This is a genomic window from Mesoterricola sp. MK458, assembly GCF_055384935.1.
Map to the genome: position 1 here is coordinate 3552136 of NZ_AP045075.1, position 19000 is coordinate 3571135.

The window sequence follows — 19000 nt, forward strand, 5'->3', positions numbered from 1 at the left end:
TCCGTGGATGCGCCTCTCCGGGCGTGATGGAAAGGGGAGGGGCTGCATGGCTTCCTGGCGGCGGCGCGGGGGCAAGATCGGTTGATTTGCCTGTAAGTTTAAAATAGACGACCCGCGCGTCAACAAAAAATTTCAGTCCCTGGAAAATTTTTCATCAGACCGGAAGTTCGGCCTGGGCAAACAGCAATCCGAGCATCGTCGCGCACGGGGCGAGGTCGATCTGGGTCCCTTCGGGCAGGGCGCCCAGGGCCTCGAAGCCGAGCAGGTCCCACCCGGGGGCCTGGAAGCGGGCCACGATCTTCCCGGTGCGGTATTCGGCCACGCCGTCGCGCACGGCCAGGGTGTGGTCCTCGCCGCCCAGGCGGGCCCGCAGGCCCACCCCGCCGGCCAGGGCCTCGAAGCGGAAGGCGTCGCCCTTGGCCTCGTTGAAGCCCTCCTCGTCGATCCAGAACTTGGGCTTGTCCTTGTAGGGCGCGCCGCTGGCGGGGCAGAAGGTGTCGCAGTTCCCGCACTCGTTGCAGAAGTCGCCGACATTGAAGGTCTGGACGCCCTGGGCCACCTGGAAGTCCCGGGCCCCTTCGGCCACGAGCCGCCCCTGGCGCATCACCAGGGTGGGCACCTGGAGGGTGAAGGGCTCCACCGCATAGGCCAGGTTGGCCCGGTTGGGGCAGACCGTGACGCACAGGCTGCACAGATCATCGCAGTCCAGGCAGCGGCTGGCTTCCAGGGCGGCGGCCTCGGCGCTGAAGGCGTGGATGACCTCCGCGAAGCCTTCGCGCTCGGTGAGCGGCAGCACCGGGACGGTCTGGGGGCGCAGGGTGCGGCTCTTCTTGTCCATGGCGGCGGCCGCGGGGATGCCCTTGGCCAGCTGGGGTTCCGTGGGGATGGCCACGCCGTGCCGGCGGGCGATGGCTTCCGCCGCGGCCCGGCCGTCGGCGATGGCCTGGATCACCGAGGAGGGTCCGTGCACCGCGTCGCCGCCGGCGAAAAGGCCCTCCAGGCTGGTTTCGCGGGTGGCGGGATCCACCTCCAGGGTGCCGTCCTTCCTGCGGCGCACCCCGAGGCCCTCCAGGAAGTCCAGCACGGGCTCCTGGCTGATGGCGGGGATGATGGTGGTGGCGGGCAGCGTCTCGAAGGCGCCATCGATGGCCACGGGACGCGGCCGGCCCGAGGCGTCGCGCTCCCCGAGTCTCATCTTTCCGCACACGAGGCCGGTGACCTTGCCGTCGGTGACCTCCACCGAATCCGGGGCCACCAGGTCCCGCAGGCCGATGCCCTCCTGGATGCAGTCCTCCACCTCGGCGGGGTCCGCGGGCATCTGGGCCCGGGTGCGCCGGTAGACGAGGGTGACCTCGCCGTCCTTCACCAGGCGCCGGGCGCTGCGCGCCGCGTCCATGGCGGAGTTGCCGCCGCCGATGACCAGCACCCGGGAGCCCAGGTCCATGGGGGCGCCTGAGCGCACCTTGTCCAGGAACTCCAGGGCGTCCATGACGCCCGCGGCGTTCTCGCCCGGGATGCCCAGGCGCTTGCCCTTCTGGGCACCCACCCCCAGGAAGACGAAGGGGAAGTCCCGGCGCAGCCCTTCGAGGGTGATGTCGCGCCCCAGGGCCTTGCCGAAGTGGAAGGTGACGCCCAGCGCCCGCAGGCGGTCCAGGTCGGCCTCCAGGGTCTCCTTCGCGAGCCGGTAGCCGGGAATGACCCCGCTCACCATGCCGCCCATCTCGTTGCGGGCCTCGAAGATCTCGGCGGAGAAGCCCATGCGGGCCAGGAAGTAGCCCGCGGAAAGGCCGGCGGGGCCCGCGCCGATGATGGCCACCTTCACGCCCCGGGCGGGGCCCGCGACGGGCGCGGCGGGGGTGGCGTTCTCGAAGGCGAAGCGCTTGATTTCGCGGATGGCCAGGGGGGAGTCGTAGAAGTTGCGCACGCAGCGCTCGGTGCATTTGTGGTCGCACACGCTGCCGGTGATGCCGGGCTGGGGGTTGGTGCGCAGGATGACGTCCATGGCCTCCCCGGGCCGGCCGTGGGCCACGAGCCACATGTAGTCGGGGATGTTCTGGTGGGTGGGGCAGGCCTCGGCGCAGGGCGCGGCGATGCAGTCGAAGGATCCCAGGGGGCGGTCGCCCTTGAAGACCAGGGGCCGTGCGCGGCGGGAATAGGTGTCGTCGCTGGCGGCGCGGATGGCGTGGCGGGAAAGGTTGAACCGGGCGCCGTGGCCGCCGGAAACCGCCTTCACGAAGCCCGGCAGGTCCGTGGCCCCCGTGGAGGTCATGGCGTCCTCGAGGTTGACCAGGTACTGCTGGAGCCGTGCGTAGCCGCCGGGCTTGAGCAGGTCCGTGCACACGGTGACGGGATACATGCCGTCGGCGACCAGGTCGGGGAAGTTGTTGGCGTCGGCGCCGCCGCAGAAGCTGATGGGAACCGCCCCGTCCAGCTCTTCGGTCACGAGCGAAGCCAGCGTGAGGGTCAGGGGGTGCAGGGAGCGCCCCGACATGTACATCATCTTCTCGTTGGCGGGGAACACCGGACGGTGGTTCACCACCTCGAGGGTGTTGGACAGCTTGAGGCCGAACCGGTTGGGCCGGCCCTTGGCCACGGCGGCCAGGTTCTTCACCATGGCCATGGCGTCGGCGAACTTGGGATCGTGCCCGAAGGCCTCGTCGGGCACCTCGATGTCGAAGCCCAGCGTGTCGTTGAGAATGCCGCGCAGGCGCTCGGGGCCCAGGAGGGTCGGGTTGAGCTTGACCCACGTGTCCACGCCCAGGTCCTGGATGAGGTAGGTGGCGATGCGCTCGATCTCGGCCGGGGGGCACCCGTGCATGGTGGAAAGGGTGATGTGGTTGGAGAGGCGGGAGGGGATGGCCAGGTCCCGCACCGCGGGGTAGACCCTGGCCACCTTCTCGATGGCTCCGGGCAGGGCGTCGGAGGCGTCGCGCATGTGGGCGATGAAGGCCTGCACGCGGTCGGAGCGGATGCCTTCGAAGTTGTAGCCCACGCTCATGTTGAAGTGCGTGCCGGGATCCTTGAGGCCCAGGCGGTGGGCCAGGGCGTGGATGAGCACCCAGGCGTTGAGGTATTCGTCGAAGGACTGCTCGAGCTTGAGCTCCTGGCTCCACTCGCAGTTGTAGGTCTCGTCCGCGGAATCGATGCAGGGCCGGCTCACGGTGAGCTCGTCCAGGATCTGGACGGTCTTGAGCTCGATGAACCGGGCCCCGCACAGCCAGCTGGCCACGATGTTCTGGCTCAGCTGGGTGTGGGGTCCCGCGGCCACCCCGAGGGGGGCGGCCACGGTGTGTCCGAACATTTCCGTCGCCAGCTTGGCGTGGGGAATCTGGATATTGGCCTTGGGGATGCCAAGGACCGTCTCGCGGGCGTCGAGATCCCGGAAGATCCAGCTGGCCATCAGCTCGAGCGGGGCGGGGCGGAATGCTTTTTCCATCGGGTTACCTGTCTGGCTTGGGGGGCAGGGGGGTTGAGGCTACATCGCCGCGTAGACGGTGGGGAACCGGGCCAGGAAGGCCGCGGCGTGCTGCAGCTCGCGCTCATCCAGGCATTCGCCGATCTTGTGGGTGTTCTGCTCGATGCCGGTGCCGAATCCGATCATGGCGGGGTGCTTGTAGATCCCGTTTTCGACCCACTTCTTGTCCTTGCTGCCGGGGACGCTGTAGTCCATGGCCATCGGGTAGCCGACGCCGTCGGTGGAGAAGACCCAGCGGTCGACGCGGGGCTCCTTGGTGACCACGCCGCCGGTGCCGACCTTGCCGTCCACGTTGGGAGAGATGACCTTCTTGTAGGACGCCACGGCGGCCTGCACCGCGGGGTGCTCCTCGGGGGTGACCCAGCCCACGTACACCTGGGGGTTGTTCAGCACGAAGCCCTTCCAGCTGGCTTCGGTGTAGGTGGGGATGGAGACTTCCACGCCGAGGCCGGCCTTGCGGGCGGCGGCCACGGCATCCAGGGCCTCGACGTCGGCGCAGGACTGTTCAGGCGTCTCGCCAATGGTGAGGCGGCGGTCGAAGCGGAAGGTGAACTTCTCGGGAACGGCGCAGTCGCTGGGCGTGTCAAGCTTCGACCAGGAGGCCGTGCGGGTTCCGTGGCCCAGGAACGGGTGGTCCAGGAAGCCGATGCGGCGATCGTACTTGTCGGCGGCCTCCTTCAGGATGGCGCCGCCGAACTCCAGGGGGTTCTTGCCTTCCCAGGGCATGGAGCCGTGGCAGGACTTGCCGGTGACGGTGACCTCGATCTGCATGCGCCCGCGCTGGCCGCGGTAGATGCCCAGGGCGCCGTTCTTCGAGCAGCCCGAGCTGTCGGTGAGGATCACCACGTCGGGCACGATCTGGGGCTTGGCGGTGGGGAACACCTTGCGGACAAGGTACATCGGACCCGCGCCGTCGTTGTCCTCTTCGCAGACCGTTGCGTAGGAGCGCACGATGACGCCCTTGAGCGCGCCCTCGGCTTCCAGTTCCAGCATGATCTTGGTGGCGATGGCGGCGCTGATCACGCCGCCCAGCTGGTCCGCGGAGCCGCGGCCGAAGATGAGGTGGTTCCACTCGCCTTCGGGAGGCAGGTAGCCCAGTTCCTTGTTGAGGAAGGTCTTGTTGACCTTCGCGGGGTCCACGATGCCGTCGAAGCAGTCCACGCCGCTGTTGGCGAGCCACTGCGCGCGCAGCGGCTTGACAGTGTCGGTGTGGCCGTCGATGTAGATGACCTTCTTCTTGTCCGGGTCGATGCCGTCGTTGGGATCATCGACGAACCAGACCAGATTGCCGAATTCGTCGAAGAAGGCGTCCTCGTCGCGGCGCACGGCCTTGATCTCGACGATCTTCCTGCGCAGGTAGTCGATGCGGGGGAACTCGTGGTTGGAGGTGCCGCAGGCGGGGTCGCCGCCCTGGTCCACGGGCTTGTCCACGTAATCCGCGGGAATGCGGATCGCTTCACGCAGCATTTCGGAGGCGAGCGGCAGGTACTTGGCCGCAAGCTCGGAGATGCGGGTATCGAGGTTGGTCAAGACGCCTGAACTGGACATGGAGTCCTCCGGGTGGGGAAGGGGGTCGGCGCGCCGGCGACGGCGCCGGGCCACCCTGGTTGGGAAAGGATAGAGGCGGCTGCACTGGGCCTGGATCACAGCAGGGGGTGCTTCATGAAGCCGCTCCCGCATATCGGGATTTCAAGTTTGGACCACGTTGACAGGACCATTGTGGGAACAAACGACCCGTAGATCAATAAAAAATTTTCACTGGAAAAAAAATTTTTTACCTATTATTCATTTCTTGAAAAAAGCCGTCTTAGGCTCTCGAGCGGGCCAGCGACAGAGCAGCAGGTAACCCGCCAGAAGGCAAACGAGGGTGCAGGGGAGACTCCCCTCCAGCCCGAAGGCGCCTCCGGTCACCCACAGGGGCCCGGCATGGGGCACGGGAACGAAGCACCCCAGGGCCTGGGTGCCGCTGACCCCGAAGCCGAGAAGCGAGCCCTGGCACCAGTTCCATCCCAGGTGCAGGCCCAGCGGCAGCGCGAGGCTGCGGGTCCCGAGGTAGGCCAGGCCCAGGAGGACGCCGGCCAGGAAGATGTTCAGGGCGGCCAGGACCCGCGTCGTTCCGGTCATTCCCGGGTTGGAGAAGTGGGCGGCGGCGAACAGGAGGGACATGAGGACGAGGCCGCCGCGGGTGCCCAGGCTCCATTCCACGCGCTGGAAGATGTAGCCGCGGAATCCCAGTTCCTCGCTGAGCGCGGGCAGCAGGTAGTAGGCCGCCCCGGAGGCCAGGGCCCCCGCCCCTGCGCCCCTGGCGAGATGGAAGCCGCCCGCGCCGTACGCCAGCAGCGCCGAAAGGAGGATGATGACGCAGCCCAGGGCGCCGCCCAGGGCGAACTCCCGGGCCCACGCCGCGCCCGGACGCAGGCCCAGGGAGGCCAGGGGCCGGCCTTCCAGGGCCAGGAAGAGCCACGAGAGCAGGAGCAGCACCGCGCAGAGGCCCGCGGCCCTGGGCACGCCCGGGACGATGTCCAGCAGCAGCCGGTAGCCGAAGGCCGCCGCCACGTAGAAGAGCAACGCCCTCCAGCCGGGGCGGAGGGCGTTGCCGGATCCGATGAAAAGACCGTCCACTAGAGCGGGATGTTGCCGTGCTTCTTGGGGGGCATGGACTCGCGCTTGCCTTCCAGGAGGTTGAGGGCACGCAGCAGCTTCTTGCGGGTCTCCCGGGGCATGATCACCTCGTCCACGTAACCCAGGCCCGCGGCCACATACGGGTTGGCGAACTTCTCGTTGTAGTCGGCCACGATCTCGGCGCGCTTGGCGGCGGGGTCCTCGGCCTTGGCGATCTCCTTGGCGTAGAGCACGTTGGCGGCGCCGTCCGCGCCCATGACCGCGATTTCGGCGGTGGGGTAGGCGAAGTTGAAGTCGGCCCGGATGTGCTTGGAGGCCATGACGATGTAGGCGCCGCCGTAGGCCTTGCGCGTGATGATGGTGAGCTTGGGCACCGTGGCTTCGCAGAAGGCGTAGAGCAGCTTGGCGCCGTTCTTGATCAGGCCGCCGTGCTCCTGGTTCACGCCGGGCAGGAAGCCCGGGACGTCCTCGATGATGATGAGCGGGATGTTGAACGCGTCGCAGAACCGCACGAACCGTGCGCCCTTCTCGCTGGAGGCGATGTCCAGCACGCCGGCGAGGTGCGCGGGCTGGTTGGCCACGATGCCCACGCTGCGGCCCTCGAGGCGGCCGAAGCCGATGACGATGTTGCCCGCGTAGGCGTCCATCACCTCGAAGAAGTGCTCGTCGTCCACCACGCCCTTGATGATCTGGCGCACGTCGTAGGGCTTGCTGGGGTCCTCGGGGATGATCGCGTCCAGGGCCGGATTCTCCAGGGGCATCTCGATGAGCGGCGCCCTGCGGGGGGTCTCCTGGAGGTTGTTGGAGGGCAGGAAGCTGAGCAGCTCACGGGTGTGGGCGAGTGCCGCCAGGTCCGAGGGCACCAGGAAGTGCGCCACGCCGGACTTGTATCCGTGGGCCGAGGCTCCGCCCAGTTCCTCCTTGGTCACGTCCTCGTGGGTGACGGCCTTGATGACCTCGGGGCCCGTGACGAACATGTAGCTGGTGTTGCGCACCATGGTGATGAAGTCGGTGATGGCCGGGCTGTACACCGCGCCGCCGGCGCAGGGGCCCATGATGAGGGAGATCTGGGGCACCACGCCCGAGGCCATGGTGTTGCGCAGGAAGATCTCCGCGTAGCCGGCCAGGGAATTGACGCCCTCCTGGATGCGGGCTCCGCCCGAGTCGTTGAACCCGATGACCGGGCATCCAACCTTCATGGCCATATCCATGATCTTGCAGATCTTCCGGGCATGGGTGAGGGAGAGGCTGCCGCCGACGACCGTGAAGTCCTGGGCGAACAGCGCCACGGGGCGCCCGTCGACGCGGCCGAAGCCCGTGACCACGCCGTCCCCGGGCATCTTGGCCTCGCCGGGGGTGGGGTTGAGGGCCAGGGCGTCCACCTCCTCGAAGGAGCCCTCGTCCAGGAACGCCGCCACCCGCTCCCGGGCGGTGAGCTTGCCGCCCTGGTGCTGCTTGTCCACGCGGGCCGGCCCGCCGCCCTTCATGGCCTCCGAGTAGCGGGACCGGAGGGTGTCGAATTTTTCCTGAAGGGTCATCAGTACTCCTTGGTGGGATCGGTGGCCCGCACGACCGCGGCCTTGCGCAGGGGAACCTGGGCGTTGGGGGCCGCGGGTTCGGGGGCCTCGTCGGCCTCGGCCTCGGGCAGGTCCTGGTCCAGGGCCTCGGCGGGGACCACCACGGCCCGGCGCAGTTCCACGAATTCCACCGCGGGTCTGGGGGGGGCGCTCGCCGGGGTTCCCCCCACGAGCAGGATGAGGCAAAGGCCGATCATGGTGGCAACTCCCGTACGCAAACCCTTCATTGTAACTTTGCGTGCAAGGCGCGGCCAACGCCTAAATGGCTGAGAGCCCGTCTCAGCGGTCCCGCCAGGCGGCCAGGGTCCGGGCGAGCTGTTTCAGATGGGTGTCCAGGTGCCCCACGTACAGCTCCAGAAGCCGGTCCAGCGTCAGGGTGCCCCGCTCGGGATGCACGAGTGTCTGTCCCCACACCGACTCCGGCAGCGCCCGCAGCTGCCGGGCCAGCATTTCCCGCAGCAGGCGGAAGAGGTCGAGGGCCTCCCCCGGGGGCTGGGCGGCGCCGTCCAGGGTGGAGGCCCACCGGTCCTGGTCGAAGGGGACGATGGTGGTGCCCGGCTGGGCGATGAGGGTGCGGGCCCGCAGGTAGCCGTGGACCTCGGCTTCGGCCAGGTGGAGGAGGATGGCGCGGGGGCTCCAGGCCCCGGGGCCCGGCTGGAAGTCGAGGGCCTCGGGGGGCAGCGCCTCCACCGCGTCCCGGAGCGCCTGGGGACCCCGGGCATAGGTCATGAGCAGTTCAGCACGAGTCTGGGAGTTCATGGTTCACCTGCGGATCTTATACAGCCGAAGGCCCGGGAAAGCCATCCATGAAAAGGACCCCCGCCGGGGCGGGGGTCCTTCGGGGTGGATCTGGGGCCTAGAACTTCAGCTTGCAGCCGAAGCGGAAGGACCGGGACGGCTGGTAGTCGGTGGGGGACGCGTAGCGGCCGGGCACCTGCTCGTTGCCGTAGCGGTCCGTGAACTGCTCAAGCACGGCCGTTTCGGGGCGGTGGTTCAGGACATTGTAGATTTCGAAGAACGGCTCCAGGTGCATCTTGCCTTCCATGGGCATGTCGTAGTGGAAGGTCAGGTCCAGGCGGGTCAGCCAGGGGAGGCGGCCCTTGTTGCCCATCTTGAGGTCCTGGAAGTTGGCATTGGCGTAGCCGCCGGGATCGGGCATGGGCGGGGTGCTGGTCCTGCCGTCGTCCTGGAGGCTGTAGGGGCGGCCGCTCTGGGCGAGGAAGTTGAAGCCCAGGGACAGGTCGCCCTTGCCGACCTTGATCTTCTTGTAGCCGTAAGACTTGAACTGGTGGGTGTGATCCGTGGGCAGGTAGCCGGTGCCGACGTAGGGATAGTAGTCGAAGGAGGCGGTGATGCCGCCGTCCGGCTGACCGTTGGTGGCGCTGATCAGGCCCTCGTAGTTGCCGTAATCCCGGCTCCAGGTGTAGCCCAGGAACAGGTAGGTGTCGGAGGTCTTGTAGGTGTAGGTGACGTCCAAGGCCTTGTACTCGTTGTAGGCCTCGGGGTACAGGGTGTCGTTGACGGTGATCTTCTGGTGGCTGAAGGGAGAGGTCCAGGTGACGCTCCCGCGGGGGTTCCAGATGATGGCCTGGCCGCCGCCGTCGCCGGGATCGCTGGGATCGCGGGGCACGCCGTCGCTGTCGGTGATCTCGGAATCCTCGATGGGATCCACGAGCTTGCGGTAACGGGCGTGGAACCCGACCGTGCTGGCGGCCGTAGCCTGGAACTCATAGCCCAGCAGGACTTCCGTGCGCTTGGGCAGCTTGAGGCCGTCGGCCAGGGGGTCGTTGGACCAGCCCGTGGAGTAGTCGATATCGGTGTAGGGCGCGCCGGTCACCGTTACCGTGTTGGTGGCGCGGTTGAAGGTGGCGGTGCTGTTGGGGGTGTCGGCGCCTCCGTAATAGAGGAGGTGGTAGTATTCCTTGCCGTAGGTCCGGATGGCCATGCGCTGGGGGATCTGCATGTAGTACTGCGCGAAGCTGCCGGAGATCTTGGACTTGCCGTCGCCGGTGGCATCGTAGGTGAAGCCGATGCGCGGCTGGATGTAGTCCGTGAACTTGAAGTGCATGAAGGTGGAGCCGTTGGCGCCGACCTGCTTCTGGTCTTCCATGCGGATGCCATAGAAGAGGTTCAGCTTCTTGTTCACCTGCCAGGTGTCCTGGAGGTAGATGGCCTGGAAGTAGGCGTTGGCTTCGGAGTCGTTGTCGTAGACGTTCCTCACGGCCCGCAGGAAGCCGGCGGAGTTCTGCAACTGCCAGGTCTGGCCACCGTTGCGGTGGGTGACGTCCGCATAGTTGGATTTCAGGTAGGAGTAGCCGACCTTCAGGGAGTGGTCGGCGCCGATGACCCAGGTCAGGTCCCCGGTGAACTGGGTGGTGGTGTTGGTTTCCTTGGCATTGTTGCCCGCGCCGCCGGTGGCCCAGTAGGTCAGCTCGTCCGCAAGGCCTTCACCGGGGCCGCCCGCCGCGTAGTAGGTCCGGTCGCGGATGAGGGAGATGTTGGAGTTGGGCGTGATGTTGTTCTCGGCCTTGGCCTGGCCCATCTTGAGGGACATTGTGAGGTTGGGCGAGAGGGTGGAGTCCCAGATCAGGTTGAAGTTGCTGGTGTTGTGGACGGTGTCGCCGCTGGTGTCGGCGTTGCCCCGGCCGTCATAGATGTTGCTGGGGGAGCCGGCGCCGCGGTCCAGGGTGGCCGTGGAGCGGTTGCCGAAGTAGGTGAGGGTCAGCTGGTTGTCCGTGGTGGCGTAGTACTGCAGCTTGCCCATGAACTGCAGGTCGGGGGTCTTGGTGGAGCCGACCTCCAGGTCGCTCAGGTTCGGGTAGGTGGGGACCTTCGTGAGGGTGTAGTTGACACCGAAGGAATAGAAGAACTTGTCCTTGACGAACGCACCGCCCACCCGGGCGCCCACGTCCGTGACGCTGGCGGCGGGGAGTTCGCGGAACCAGGGCGTGCCCTTGGCCTTGGGGGAAAGGGTGCCCGGGATGTGGCTGGCCCAGGCCGAACCGGCGAAATCGTTGGAGCCGGACTTGGTGAGGACGTTGAACACGCCGCCCATGGCGGAGTATTCCGGCTTGTAGCCGCCGGTCTGGATGTCGACCTGGTCGACGAAGTCCTGCACCATGGTGACGCTCTGGCCGCCATAGCGCATGTCGTTGGTCTTCAGGCCGTCCACCGAGAACGAGTTCTCGGCGCCGGAGGCGCCGCCGATGGAGATCTCGAGGCCCAGGCCCGCATTGCCGTTCGAGGCGCCGAAACCCGAGGTCGTGACGCCGGGGGTCATGTAGGCCAGGGAGGCCATCTCGCGTCCCGTGGGAACCGCCGAGAGGGTGTCCAGGCTGAAGTTGGCGCCCGTGGTGGTGCTGGTGGTGTCGATGGCGGCGTTGGAGGCGACGACTTCGACGGTCGCCGAGCCTTCCTTGTCCAGCTTGAGGTTCGCCGTGGTGGCGGTGTTGATGGTTACCGTCAGGGTCTGGCGGGTGGCGGAGTACCCGGCCTTGGTGACCTGGACGGTCCAGGAGCCGGCGTTGAGCAGGCCCGCCTGGAAGTGACCATCGGCGGCCGTCACGACGGTGCGGCTGACCTGGCCGGAGGTGAGGCGGACGGTGGCGGCGGCGACCGGGTTGCCGGTCTTGTCGGTCACGCGTCCGTTGATGGCGCCAGTGGTGACGGTCTGGGCGACCAGGATCTGCCCGGCCACGAGGGTCAAGGCTGTCAGTCCGAGCCTTGAGAGGTTTCGGTGCATAGGATTGGCTCCTTTGAAGGTGAGGTGGGAAACACAACTTCTGAAAAAAGCAGGGCATAGCCATCCGCTATTGGGTCAACTCCTTTCGCGGGCGCGGACTCAAGGTTTCAATGTGTGGCAATTGCGTGACGATTGGCGGGATTCATTAAGCCTTGGCCAAGGGATTTTTCAAGGCTTATTTCCATCGAATTCACAAAATTTTCAAAAGGCAGCGTATTGCGAGGCCTGGGTGCATTAAGAAAACATTGAGATTCAAGGCGAATGGTCGCCCTTTTGTTTTTGAATTCTCAAGGTTTCCCTGAAGATCAAGGCGGATCTGCGGGATGTGAATTGATGTTAATTATTGTTAAAACGGACCTGTCTATGATTAATTCACTCGGGTCTTTGGGGATTCTCGGTCCCCATTATTTGATCATCTAGGTGTGCCCCGATGAACGACAATAAAGACCCGTCCATCATGTTATTTATATACCTGAATTAAGGCTGCTTACCCCAGAATGACACTGGGCCCACTCAGCAAATGCTCTGAAATTTCATACATATTCGAAATTCTGCCCACGGCAAGGACCTCTGTCGATTTATAAAACTCCAGACAGGTGCCGCAGGCGATGATATCCACCCCCCGGTCCGCGATGGTGCGGAGGTTGTCCAGGGAATCGGAACCCTCCAGGGCCAGGCGCACCCCCGCGTTCATGAGGATGATCCGCACCGGCGGCACATCGCACTCGGTGAGGGTGTACAGGAAGCCGCGCATGAGGAGCCTGGCCAGGTCGGGGGAGGCGGCGCCGATGCCGTCGGAGGTGAGCAGGACGGTGGCGGCCCCGGCGGGGGCGGGGACCACCGGCGCGGGCTCGGCCGCCTCGCCCGGGGTGCCGGGTCGCAGGACGATGCGGGTGAGGGTGCCCTCCGTGACGACCTCCTCGACCTCGCACCGGGCCCAGGCGGCGAATTTCAGGATGTTCTCCCGGGCCGCGGCGTCGTCCACGAGGACCTCCAGGGCGGCGAAGCCACCCTCGGCCATGGCCTTGCGGGTGAGGATCACGGGCTGGGGGCAGGGCAGGCCCCGGGCGTCGAGGGTTCTACGGATAGGGCTCATAGCGTCTCCTGGGAGTGCCGGGTTCGGGGTCGAGCACGCGCCAAAGCCCGTCGGGGCCGCTGGCACGCAATGATTCATCGCATTCGGGCGCGTCCACCAGGAGGCAGAACCCGCAGTTGCTCCGCACCTGCCGGGGGACGGGGATGAGTTCCACCGCGAGCCCCGAGGCCTTGAGCCGGTGTTCGGCCCTGAGGGCCGCGCTGGTGGAAGGGTAGGTGGCCAGGAGGCGCACGGGGGACAGCCTCCTAGAGGATCCGCACGGTGCCCGGGGCGCCGCCAGTCTCGCCGATGATCCAGCCGCCGGCCCCGGCCTCCCGCAGGGCCGCCGCAGCGGCCTCGGCCTCGTCCCCGGGCAGGGCGGCCAGGAGGCCCCCGGAGGTCTGGGGGTCGAAGGCCAGGTCCAGCACCAGGGGGGGCACCTCGCCGGGCACGCAGTGGAGGCGGCCCTCCCGGTTGCGGTAGGTTCCTTCGGGGACGAGGCCCATGGAGGCGTATTCCTCCACCCCGGGCAGAAGGGGGACGTCGGCGAAGCGGAGGGTGAGCCCGCAGTCCCCCGCGGCCATCTCGGCGGCGTGCCCGGCCAGGCCGAACCCGGTGACGTCGGTGACGGCCATGGGATGGAACCGCGCCAGCACCTCCGCCGCGGCGCGGTTGAGGGTGGCCATGGAGCGCTGGGCGGCGGCCTGGGCCTCAGGGGAGGCGCACTGGGCGCGCAGGGCCATGTTCACGAGGCCCGTGCCGATGGGCTTGGTGAGGATGAGCCTCCCCCCCGGGCGAAGGGTGTTGTTGCGCCAGGCCCGGGCGGGGTCCACCAGGCCCGTCACCGCGTAGCCCAGCTTGGGTTCGGGGTCCTCGATGCTGTGGCCCCCCAGGAGGGCGCAGCCGGCTTCCACCAGGGCTTCCAGCCCGCCGGCGAGCATCTCGCGCAGGGGCTCCAGGCCCAGGGCCTTGAGGGGATGGCACACCAGGGCCAGGGCGGTGATGGGGCGGGCGCCCATGGCATAGAGATCGGAGAGGGCGTTGGCGGCCGCGATCCGTCCGAAAAGATGCGGGTCGTCCACGATGGGGGGGAAGAAGTCGACGGTCTGCACCAGGGCTTCGTGGGGCCCGATGCGGAAGATGCCCGCGTCCTCGCTCCCCCCGAAGTCGGCCAGGAGGTCGGGGTAGGCGGGCTGCTCCAGGCCGCAGAGGGCCTTGGCCAGGACGCCGGGGCCCAGCTTGGCGCCGCAGCCGGAGAACCGGGTGTAGGAGGTGAGGTTCACGCGAGGGGCTCCTTCAGGGGATTCGGCGGCGCCAGGACGGGGCGGGGTCTTCAAGGCGCACCCAGCATGAGCAGGGCCTCCAGGACCCCGCCGGCGATGGACCGGGCCTTGTCGGAAACCGAATGGCAGTGGGCCCGCACGCACCGGGGGTCCACGTCGGCGACCTTGAGTCCCGCCCGGGCCTCGTAGCCGGGCCGGATGAGGCCCCGGACGACCCCGCCGATGGTGGAGGGAACGGCCTCGCCCCCGATGGCCAGCACCGGGTCCCCGGCCGCCACGGTGTCGCCGATTTCGCACAGGGCCTCCACCCGGCCCGCGCAGGGGGCGTGGATGACCCGCTCGGAGCCGTGGCCCGCGATGAGGCCAGGAACGCCCGTATCCGGCTCCGCGCTGCCGCGCAGGAGCACCCGGCCCAGGTCGTGGCCGCGGTTGGTCTCCACCACCGCGTGCGCGTCCACCCCGGCCGTGAAGCCCGGGCCCAGGGCCACCACCACGGGGGCCATGTCCAGGGTGGTGCCCAGGTTCCGCTTGGCGATGATGGCGTCCACCAGGGCCGCGGGCCGGACCCGGGCCAGCAGATCCCCCCGGGGATCCTCCAGGATGGCCACCGGGTCCCCCGGCGACCACCTTTCGGGCAGGGCGTCGAACCGCCTCGCCCAGAGGCCCTCCACGCAGGCCGAACCGTCGTACATGGCCTCCGAGAAGCTCACGGTGCGGCGGATGGCGCTGGGTTTCTGCGTTTCCAGGGCCACCACGCGGAAACCGGCGCGGGCCAGGCGCAGGATGACCCCGGTGGCCAGGTCACCGGCCCCCCGCACCACCACCAGCCGGCCTTGGATCATCGTCACGGGGCACCCTCCCCTACGAGCATGACGCCATCGGGGGCGCTGAGGGAACCCACCAGGACCGGAACGTCGAACAGCCCTGCCGGGGGCTGGCGGCCGCCGGCGGCGTCGGCCTTGTTCAGGAGGAGGACGCGGGCTCCGGAGGCGCCCTTGAAGAGGCCCCGGGGATGGCGCACCAGGGCGCCGAGGTGCTTCCAGCCGATGGGCTCTCCCGGCGCGCATCCCGTGAGGGCCGAAAAAAGCTCCGGCCGGTGGGCGACGGTTCCGTCCAGGGGCCGGTCGAGGCAGTCCAGCCCGATCACCCCCACCACCAGGTCCGGGTCCGGGGGCAGCACCGGCTCGTGGGGGGCCGGGGCCTTCACCGGCAGGCCCCGGGAGCCGTCGGCCTCCACCAGGACCAGGTCCCAGGCCCGGCCCAGGGCGGGGATCCAGGACGGATGGATGCCCTTGACCTTGCCGGGGGCGTCGGCCTCCCGGGCCATGAGGATCGTCGGGCCCGGCCCGGCGCAGGCCACGGCTTCGCCTTGCCAGGGGCCCTCCATGCGCGGGTCGAGGACCAGCCTCCCCTCCCGGCCCGGTTCCAGGCGCGGGTCGGCGAGGTGGGTGGTGGCGGTGAGGAGCACGGGGCGGGGGGCCCGTTCCCGGGCCAGGCGGAACAGGGCGGTGGTCTTGCCACCTCCGCCCACGAAGGCGATGACGCCCCCGCCGCCCGGAAGCAGGGGAAGCAGGGCGTCCGCGAGGTTCATGGGGTGCCGCGCCGGGCCTTCCGGGCGGGGACCCGCGCCTGGATCCAGGCGCCGTCCCGGCGCACCGCGATGAGTTCCCCGGCGATGGCCACGGCCAGCTCCTCCGGCGTCTCGGCGCCGATCTCCAGGCCGATGGGGGCGCACAGGGCCTCCACCTTCCGGGCGTCGAAGCCCTCGGAGGCCACCTGGGCCAGCACCAGGCGGGTCTTGCGGGCGCTTCCCATGAACCCGGCGTAGCGGTAGGGCCGGCCCAGCACCGCGCGGACGCACTCCAGGTCGCACAGGTGGCCCCGGGTGACGATCACCACGTAGGTCGAAGGGTCGAAGTCGTAGCGGGCCACGATCTCGGTGAAGGTGCCCCCCAGGGTGGGCATGCCCACGGGGAACCGTTCCGGCGCCAGGTATTCGGGACGGTCGTCGCCCACGGTGACCTGGAAGCCCAGGCCCGGCGCCAGGGCCGCCAGGGCCCGGCCCACGTGGCCGCCGCCCAGGATGAGGAGCTTTTCCCGGGGCAGCACCGGGTCGAAGAAGATCCCTTCCGCCTCGGCCAGGACGGGGTGCCCCGAGGCCAGGGCCTGGGCGGCCAGGGCCGGGTCGGCCCCGGCCACCCGGCCGTGGATCCAGGCGCCGGCGGCATCCACCACCCCCACCTCGCCCGAGTCCAGGCGCTTGACGAGGACGATCCGTTCGCCCCGTTCGAGGCGGTCCAGGGCGGCCCGGTAGGGCGCAGGATCGCGCAGGGGCTCCACGAGGATCCGGCTGGTGCCTCCGCAGACCATGGCGGGGCCCTCGGCTTCCATGCCCTGCATGTCGATCTCCAGGGTGGCCGGGGCTGAGCCGCCCAGGCGCTCCCCGCAGGCGGCCAAGACCATGGATTCCCCGCGGCCGCCGCCCACGGACCCCATGAGCAGACCCTCCGGCCCGGCCAGGAGCATGGATCCGGCGTGGCGGGGCGCGGAACCCTTCACCTTGAGGACGGTGCAGAGCACCCGGGGTTCCCGGGCGGCGGCCAGGGCCCTGACGATCTCGAGGCTCATCCCTTCTTCCGGGAGTAGGGCGTGCCCGCCAGGGGCAGGTCCACCCGGAACACGCCGTCCCGGTGGAAGTAGGCGCCCGCCACGGCCGGGGCGGTGGGGATGGTGGTGATCTCGCCCAGGCCCTTGGCCCCGTAGGCCAGGGGATCCGGGTTCTTCTCCACGATGATGGACTCGATGGGGGGCACGTTGGCGGCCTTGAAGAGCCCCAGGGTGCCGTACTTCGCCATCACCTCGCCGTCCTTGAGGGGGAAGTCCTCGGTCAGCGCGTAGCCCAGGCCCATGACGACCCCGCCCTCGATCTGGCCCTCCACCTGGGTGGGGTTGATGGCCTTTCCGATGTCGTGGGCCGCCACCACCTTCTCGAGCCGGCCGGCCCCGTCCAGGAGCACCACCTGGGTGGCGTAGGAGTAGGCGACGTGGCTGACGGGGTTGGGCTTGTCCGAGGCGAAGGGGTCGGTGACGCCCGCGTACTCGCGGTAGTACTCCCGGCCCTCCAGTTGCTCGAGGGTATGGCCGGCCAGGTCCAGCTTCAGGTCCTGGGCGGCGAGGCGCGCGGCCTCCCCGTTGAAGACGGTCTGGCGGGAGGCGGTGGTGGTGCCGCCGTTGGGGGAGTTGGAGGTGTCGGGGGTGGCCACCCGGATCTGGCCCCAGGAGAGGCCCGAGGCGTTGGCCACGAACTGCATGAGCACCGAGGCGAGGCCCTGGCCGATGCAGGCGGCGCTGGTGTAGATGACGGCCTGGCCGTCCTGGACCCGGATGCGCACCCGGCCCACGTCCGACAGGCCCACGCCGATGCCGGCGTTCTTCATGGCGCAGGCGATGCCCGCGTCGGGACGCTGCTCGCAAAGGTCCTTGACGGCCAGGAGCGTCTCCTTCAGGGCGGTGCCGGCGTCCACGACCTGCCCGTTGGGAAGGACGTCGCCCGGTTCCACCGCGTTGAGCCACCGGATCTGCCAGGGGGTGAGCCCCACCTCCTTGGCCAGGAGCGTGATGCAGGATTCCATGGCGAAGCAGGACTGGGTGACGCCGAAGCCGCGGAAGGCGCCGCCCGGGGGGTTGTTGGTGTAGACGCCTGTGCCGACGATGTCCACGTTGGGGATCTTGTAGGGACCCGCGGCGTGGGTGCAGGCGCGCTGCAGCACCGGCCCGCCCAGGCTCGCGTAGGCGCCGGTGTCCTCCAGCAGGTGGGCCTTCACGGCGGTGATGCGGCCCTCGGCATCGGCGGCCACGGTGTATTCCATCTCGAAGGCGTGGCGCTTGGGGTGGACCTTGAGGCTCTCCTGGCGGCCCAGGGTCACCTTCACGGGAACCTTGAGATGGTTGGCCAGGAGCGCGGCATGGTGCTGGACGATGAGATCCTCCTTGCCGCCGAACCCGCCGCCCACGTAGGCGCTGATCACCTTCACCTGCTCGGGGCCGACGCCCAGGACGCCGATGATGCCCTTGTGGTCGTCGTAGATGCTTTGCGTCCCCGTGTAGACGGTGAGGGTGCCGTCGGCCTCGGGCACGGCCAGGGCGCTCTCGGGCTCCATGAAGGCGTGCTCGGTCTCGGGCGTGTTGAAGGTCTTGACGATGAGGTGGGCGGCCTCGGCGATGGCCTTGTCCGGGTCGCCCCGGCGCAGGACCGTCTTGGCCAGGAGGTTGCCCTTGGGGTGGAGCTTCGGGGCATCCTCGTCCAGGGCGCGGCGGGGGTCGGTGAGGGGCTGGAGCTCTTCGAAATCCAGCTTGATCATGGCCACGGCGGCCTTGGCCTGGGCGCGGGTCTCGGCGGCCACCAAGGCGATGGCGTCGCCCACGTAGCGGGTCGCCTCGCCCACGGCGATCATGGCGGGCCAGTCGTGGATGATGTGCCCCTGGTGCCGCTCGCCGGGGATGTCGGCGGCGGTGAGGACGGCCTTCACGCCCGGCATGGCCAGGGCCTCGGTGGCGTCGATGCCCTTGACCAGCACCCGGGGTTTGGGGGGACGGAGGACGGCGCCGTGCAGCATGCCGGGGCGCTTCATGTCGTCCACGTAGAGACCGGTTCCCAGGGCCTTGTCCCGGGCGTCGGTGCGGCAGATGCGTTCGCCCACGGCCAGTGTCTGGTCGGAATCGGCGGGGACGGGAGCCCCTTCCCGGAGCATCCTCGCGGCGTTGAGCACCGCCTTCTCGATCTTCACGTAGCCGGTGCACCGGCACATGTTCTGCGCCAGGGCCTTGGTGACTTCCGCGGGTCCTGGATCGGGGTTCGCATCCAGCAGGCCCTTGGTGCTGATGACCATGCCGGGCATGCAGAAGCCGCACTGCACGGCGCCCGCGTCGGCGTAGGCCCAGCCGAAGACGTCCTTCTCCCGCTGGCTCAGGCCCTCCACGGTCACCACCTTCCGGCCGTCCAGCTTGTCCATCTTGAAGAGGCAGGCCCGGGAGGCCTTGCCGTCGATGAGCACCATGCAGGAGCCGCAGGCGCCTTCGGAACAGCCGTTCTTGACGGACGTGATGCCGAGTTCCTCCCGAAGGAATTCCAGGAGGTTCATGTCCTTCGACGTGACGATTTCCCGGCCGTTTACCTGGAGCGTGGACATGTCATCGCCTTTCACTGGGTGCGTCCAGTCTAGCGCA

At 68.6% G+C, this 19000-nt stretch carries 14 protein-coding genes; all 14 read right to left on the bottom strand.

The genetic code is table 11. The annotated features are described in order from the left end of the window. Nucleotides 1-154: 154 nt before the first annotated feature. Nucleotides 155-3436 (bottom strand): putative selenate reductase subunit YgfK, encoded by a 3282-nt coding sequence (gene ygfK, locus ACZ5LB_RS15525; RefSeq protein ID WP_464603118.1) that lies wholly within the window; start codon nt 3434-3436, stop codon nt 155-157. Nucleotides 3437-3475: 39 nt separating this feature from the next. After that, nucleotides 3476-5023, bottom strand: a complete 1548-nt coding sequence (locus ACZ5LB_RS15530; RefSeq protein WP_464603119.1) for a M20/M25/M40 family metallo-hydrolase — start codon at nt 5021-5023, stop codon at nt 3476-3478. Between the two features lie 237 nt (nt 5024-5260). Beyond that, a complete protein-coding gene (locus tag ACZ5LB_RS15535; protein WP_464603120.1) occupies nt 5261-6097 on the bottom strand; it encodes a lysostaphin resistance A-like protein in 837 nt (278 codons plus the stop codon). Beyond that, complete coding sequence (locus ACZ5LB_RS15540; protein ID WP_464603121.1) at nt 6097-7635, bottom strand: acyl-CoA carboxylase subunit beta; 1539 nt, start codon at nt 7633-7635, stop codon at nt 6097-6099. Before ACZ5LB_RS15540 ends, ACZ5LB_RS15535 begins: the two co-directional genes overlap by 1 nt. Further along, entirely contained in the window at nt 7635-7871 is a 237-nt protein-coding gene (locus ACZ5LB_RS15545) for a hypothetical protein (protein WP_464603122.1), read from the bottom strand. The genes ACZ5LB_RS15540 and ACZ5LB_RS15545 overlap by 1 nt, the downstream gene beginning before the upstream one ends. Before the next feature lie 82 nt (nt 7872-7953). Further along, a complete protein-coding gene (locus ACZ5LB_RS15550; RefSeq protein WP_464603123.1) occupies nt 7954-8433 on the bottom strand; it encodes a DinB family protein in 480 nt (159 codons plus the stop codon). A gap of 97 nt (nt 8434-8530) precedes the next feature. Continuing rightward, complete coding sequence (locus ACZ5LB_RS15555; protein ID WP_464603124.1) at nt 8531-11416, bottom strand: TonB-dependent receptor; 2886 nt, start codon at nt 11414-11416, stop codon at nt 8531-8533. Nucleotides 11417-11903: 487 nt separating this feature from the next. After that, complete coding sequence (yedF, locus tag ACZ5LB_RS15560; protein WP_464603125.1) at nt 11904-12512, bottom strand: sulfurtransferase-like selenium metabolism protein YedF; 609 nt, start codon at nt 12510-12512, stop codon at nt 11904-11906. Further along, a complete protein-coding gene (locus tag ACZ5LB_RS15565; RefSeq protein WP_464603126.1) occupies nt 12496-12744 on the bottom strand; it encodes a putative Se/S carrier protein in 249 nt (82 codons plus the stop codon). The genes yedF and ACZ5LB_RS15565 overlap by 17 nt, the downstream gene beginning before the upstream one ends. 13 nt (nt 12745-12757) lie before the next feature. After that, on the bottom strand, nt 12758-13828 hold the full coding sequence (selD, locus tag ACZ5LB_RS15570; RefSeq protein ID WP_464603127.1) for a selenide, water dikinase SelD: 1071 nt from the start codon (nt 13826-13828) through the stop codon (nt 12758-12760). Beyond that, a complete protein-coding gene (gene yqeB, locus ACZ5LB_RS15575) occupies nt 13825-14616 on the bottom strand; it encodes a selenium-dependent molybdenum cofactor biosynthesis protein YqeB (RefSeq protein WP_464606320.1) in 792 nt (263 codons plus the stop codon). Before yqeB ends, selD begins: the two co-directional genes overlap by 4 nt. 2 nt (nt 14617-14618) lie before the next feature. Beyond that, on the bottom strand, nt 14619-15365 hold the full coding sequence (gene yqeC, locus ACZ5LB_RS15580; protein WP_464603128.1) for a selenium cofactor biosynthesis protein YqeC: 747 nt from the start codon (nt 15363-15365) through the stop codon (nt 14619-14621). After that, the gene (locus tag ACZ5LB_RS15585; protein WP_464603129.1) at nt 15362-16402 is read right to left on the bottom strand and encodes an XdhC family protein; all 1041 of its coding nucleotides are present in this window, start codon (nt 16400-16402) and stop codon (nt 15362-15364) included. Before ACZ5LB_RS15585 ends, yqeC begins: the two co-directional genes overlap by 4 nt. Then, nucleotides 16399-18963, bottom strand: a complete 2565-nt coding sequence (xdh, locus tag ACZ5LB_RS15590) for a selenium-dependent xanthine dehydrogenase (protein WP_464603130.1) — start codon at nt 18961-18963, stop codon at nt 16399-16401. The genes ACZ5LB_RS15585 and xdh overlap by 4 nt, the downstream gene beginning before the upstream one ends. Between the last annotated feature and the right edge of the window lie 37 nt (nt 18964-19000).

Coding starts and splice junctions, on each gene's coding strand:
- ygfK (WP_464603118.1), bottom strand. CDS start 3,436: ATGGAAAAAGCATTCCGCCCCGCCCCGCTCGAGCTGATGGCCAGCTGG.
- ACZ5LB_RS15530 (WP_464603119.1), bottom strand. CDS start 5,023: ATGTCCAGTTCAGGCGTCTTGACCAACCTCGATACCCGCATCTCCGAG.
- ACZ5LB_RS15540 (WP_464603121.1), bottom strand. CDS start 7,635: ATGACCCTTCAGGAAAAATTCGACACCCTCCGGTCCCGCTACTCGGAG.
- ACZ5LB_RS15545 (WP_464603122.1), bottom strand. CDS start 7,871: ATGATCGGCCTTTGCCTCATCCTGCTCGTGGGGGGAACCCCGGCGAGC.
- ACZ5LB_RS15550 (WP_464603123.1), bottom strand. CDS start 8,433: ATGAACTCCCAGACTCGTGCTGAACTGCTCATGACCTATGCCCGGGGT.
- ACZ5LB_RS15555 (WP_464603124.1), bottom strand. CDS start 11,416: ATGCACCGAAACCTCTCAAGGCTCGGACTGACAGCCTTGACCCTCGTG.
- yedF (WP_464603125.1), bottom strand. CDS start 12,512: ATGAGCCCTATCCGTAGAACCCTCGACGCCCGGGGCCTGCCCTGCCCC.
- yqeB (WP_464606320.1), bottom strand. CDS start 14,616: ATGATCCAAGGCCGGCTGGTGGTGGTGCGGGGGGCCGGTGACCTGGCC.
- yqeC (WP_464603128.1), bottom strand. CDS start 15,365: ATGAACCTCGCGGACGCCCTGCTTCCCCTGCTTCCGGGCGGCGGGGGC.
- ACZ5LB_RS15585 (WP_464603129.1), bottom strand. CDS start 16,402: ATGAGCCTCGAGATCGTCAGGGCCCTGGCCGCCGCCCGGGAACCCCGG.
- xdh (WP_464603130.1), bottom strand. CDS start 18,963: ATGTCCACGCTCCAGGTAAACGGCCGGGAAATCGTCACGTCGAAGGAC.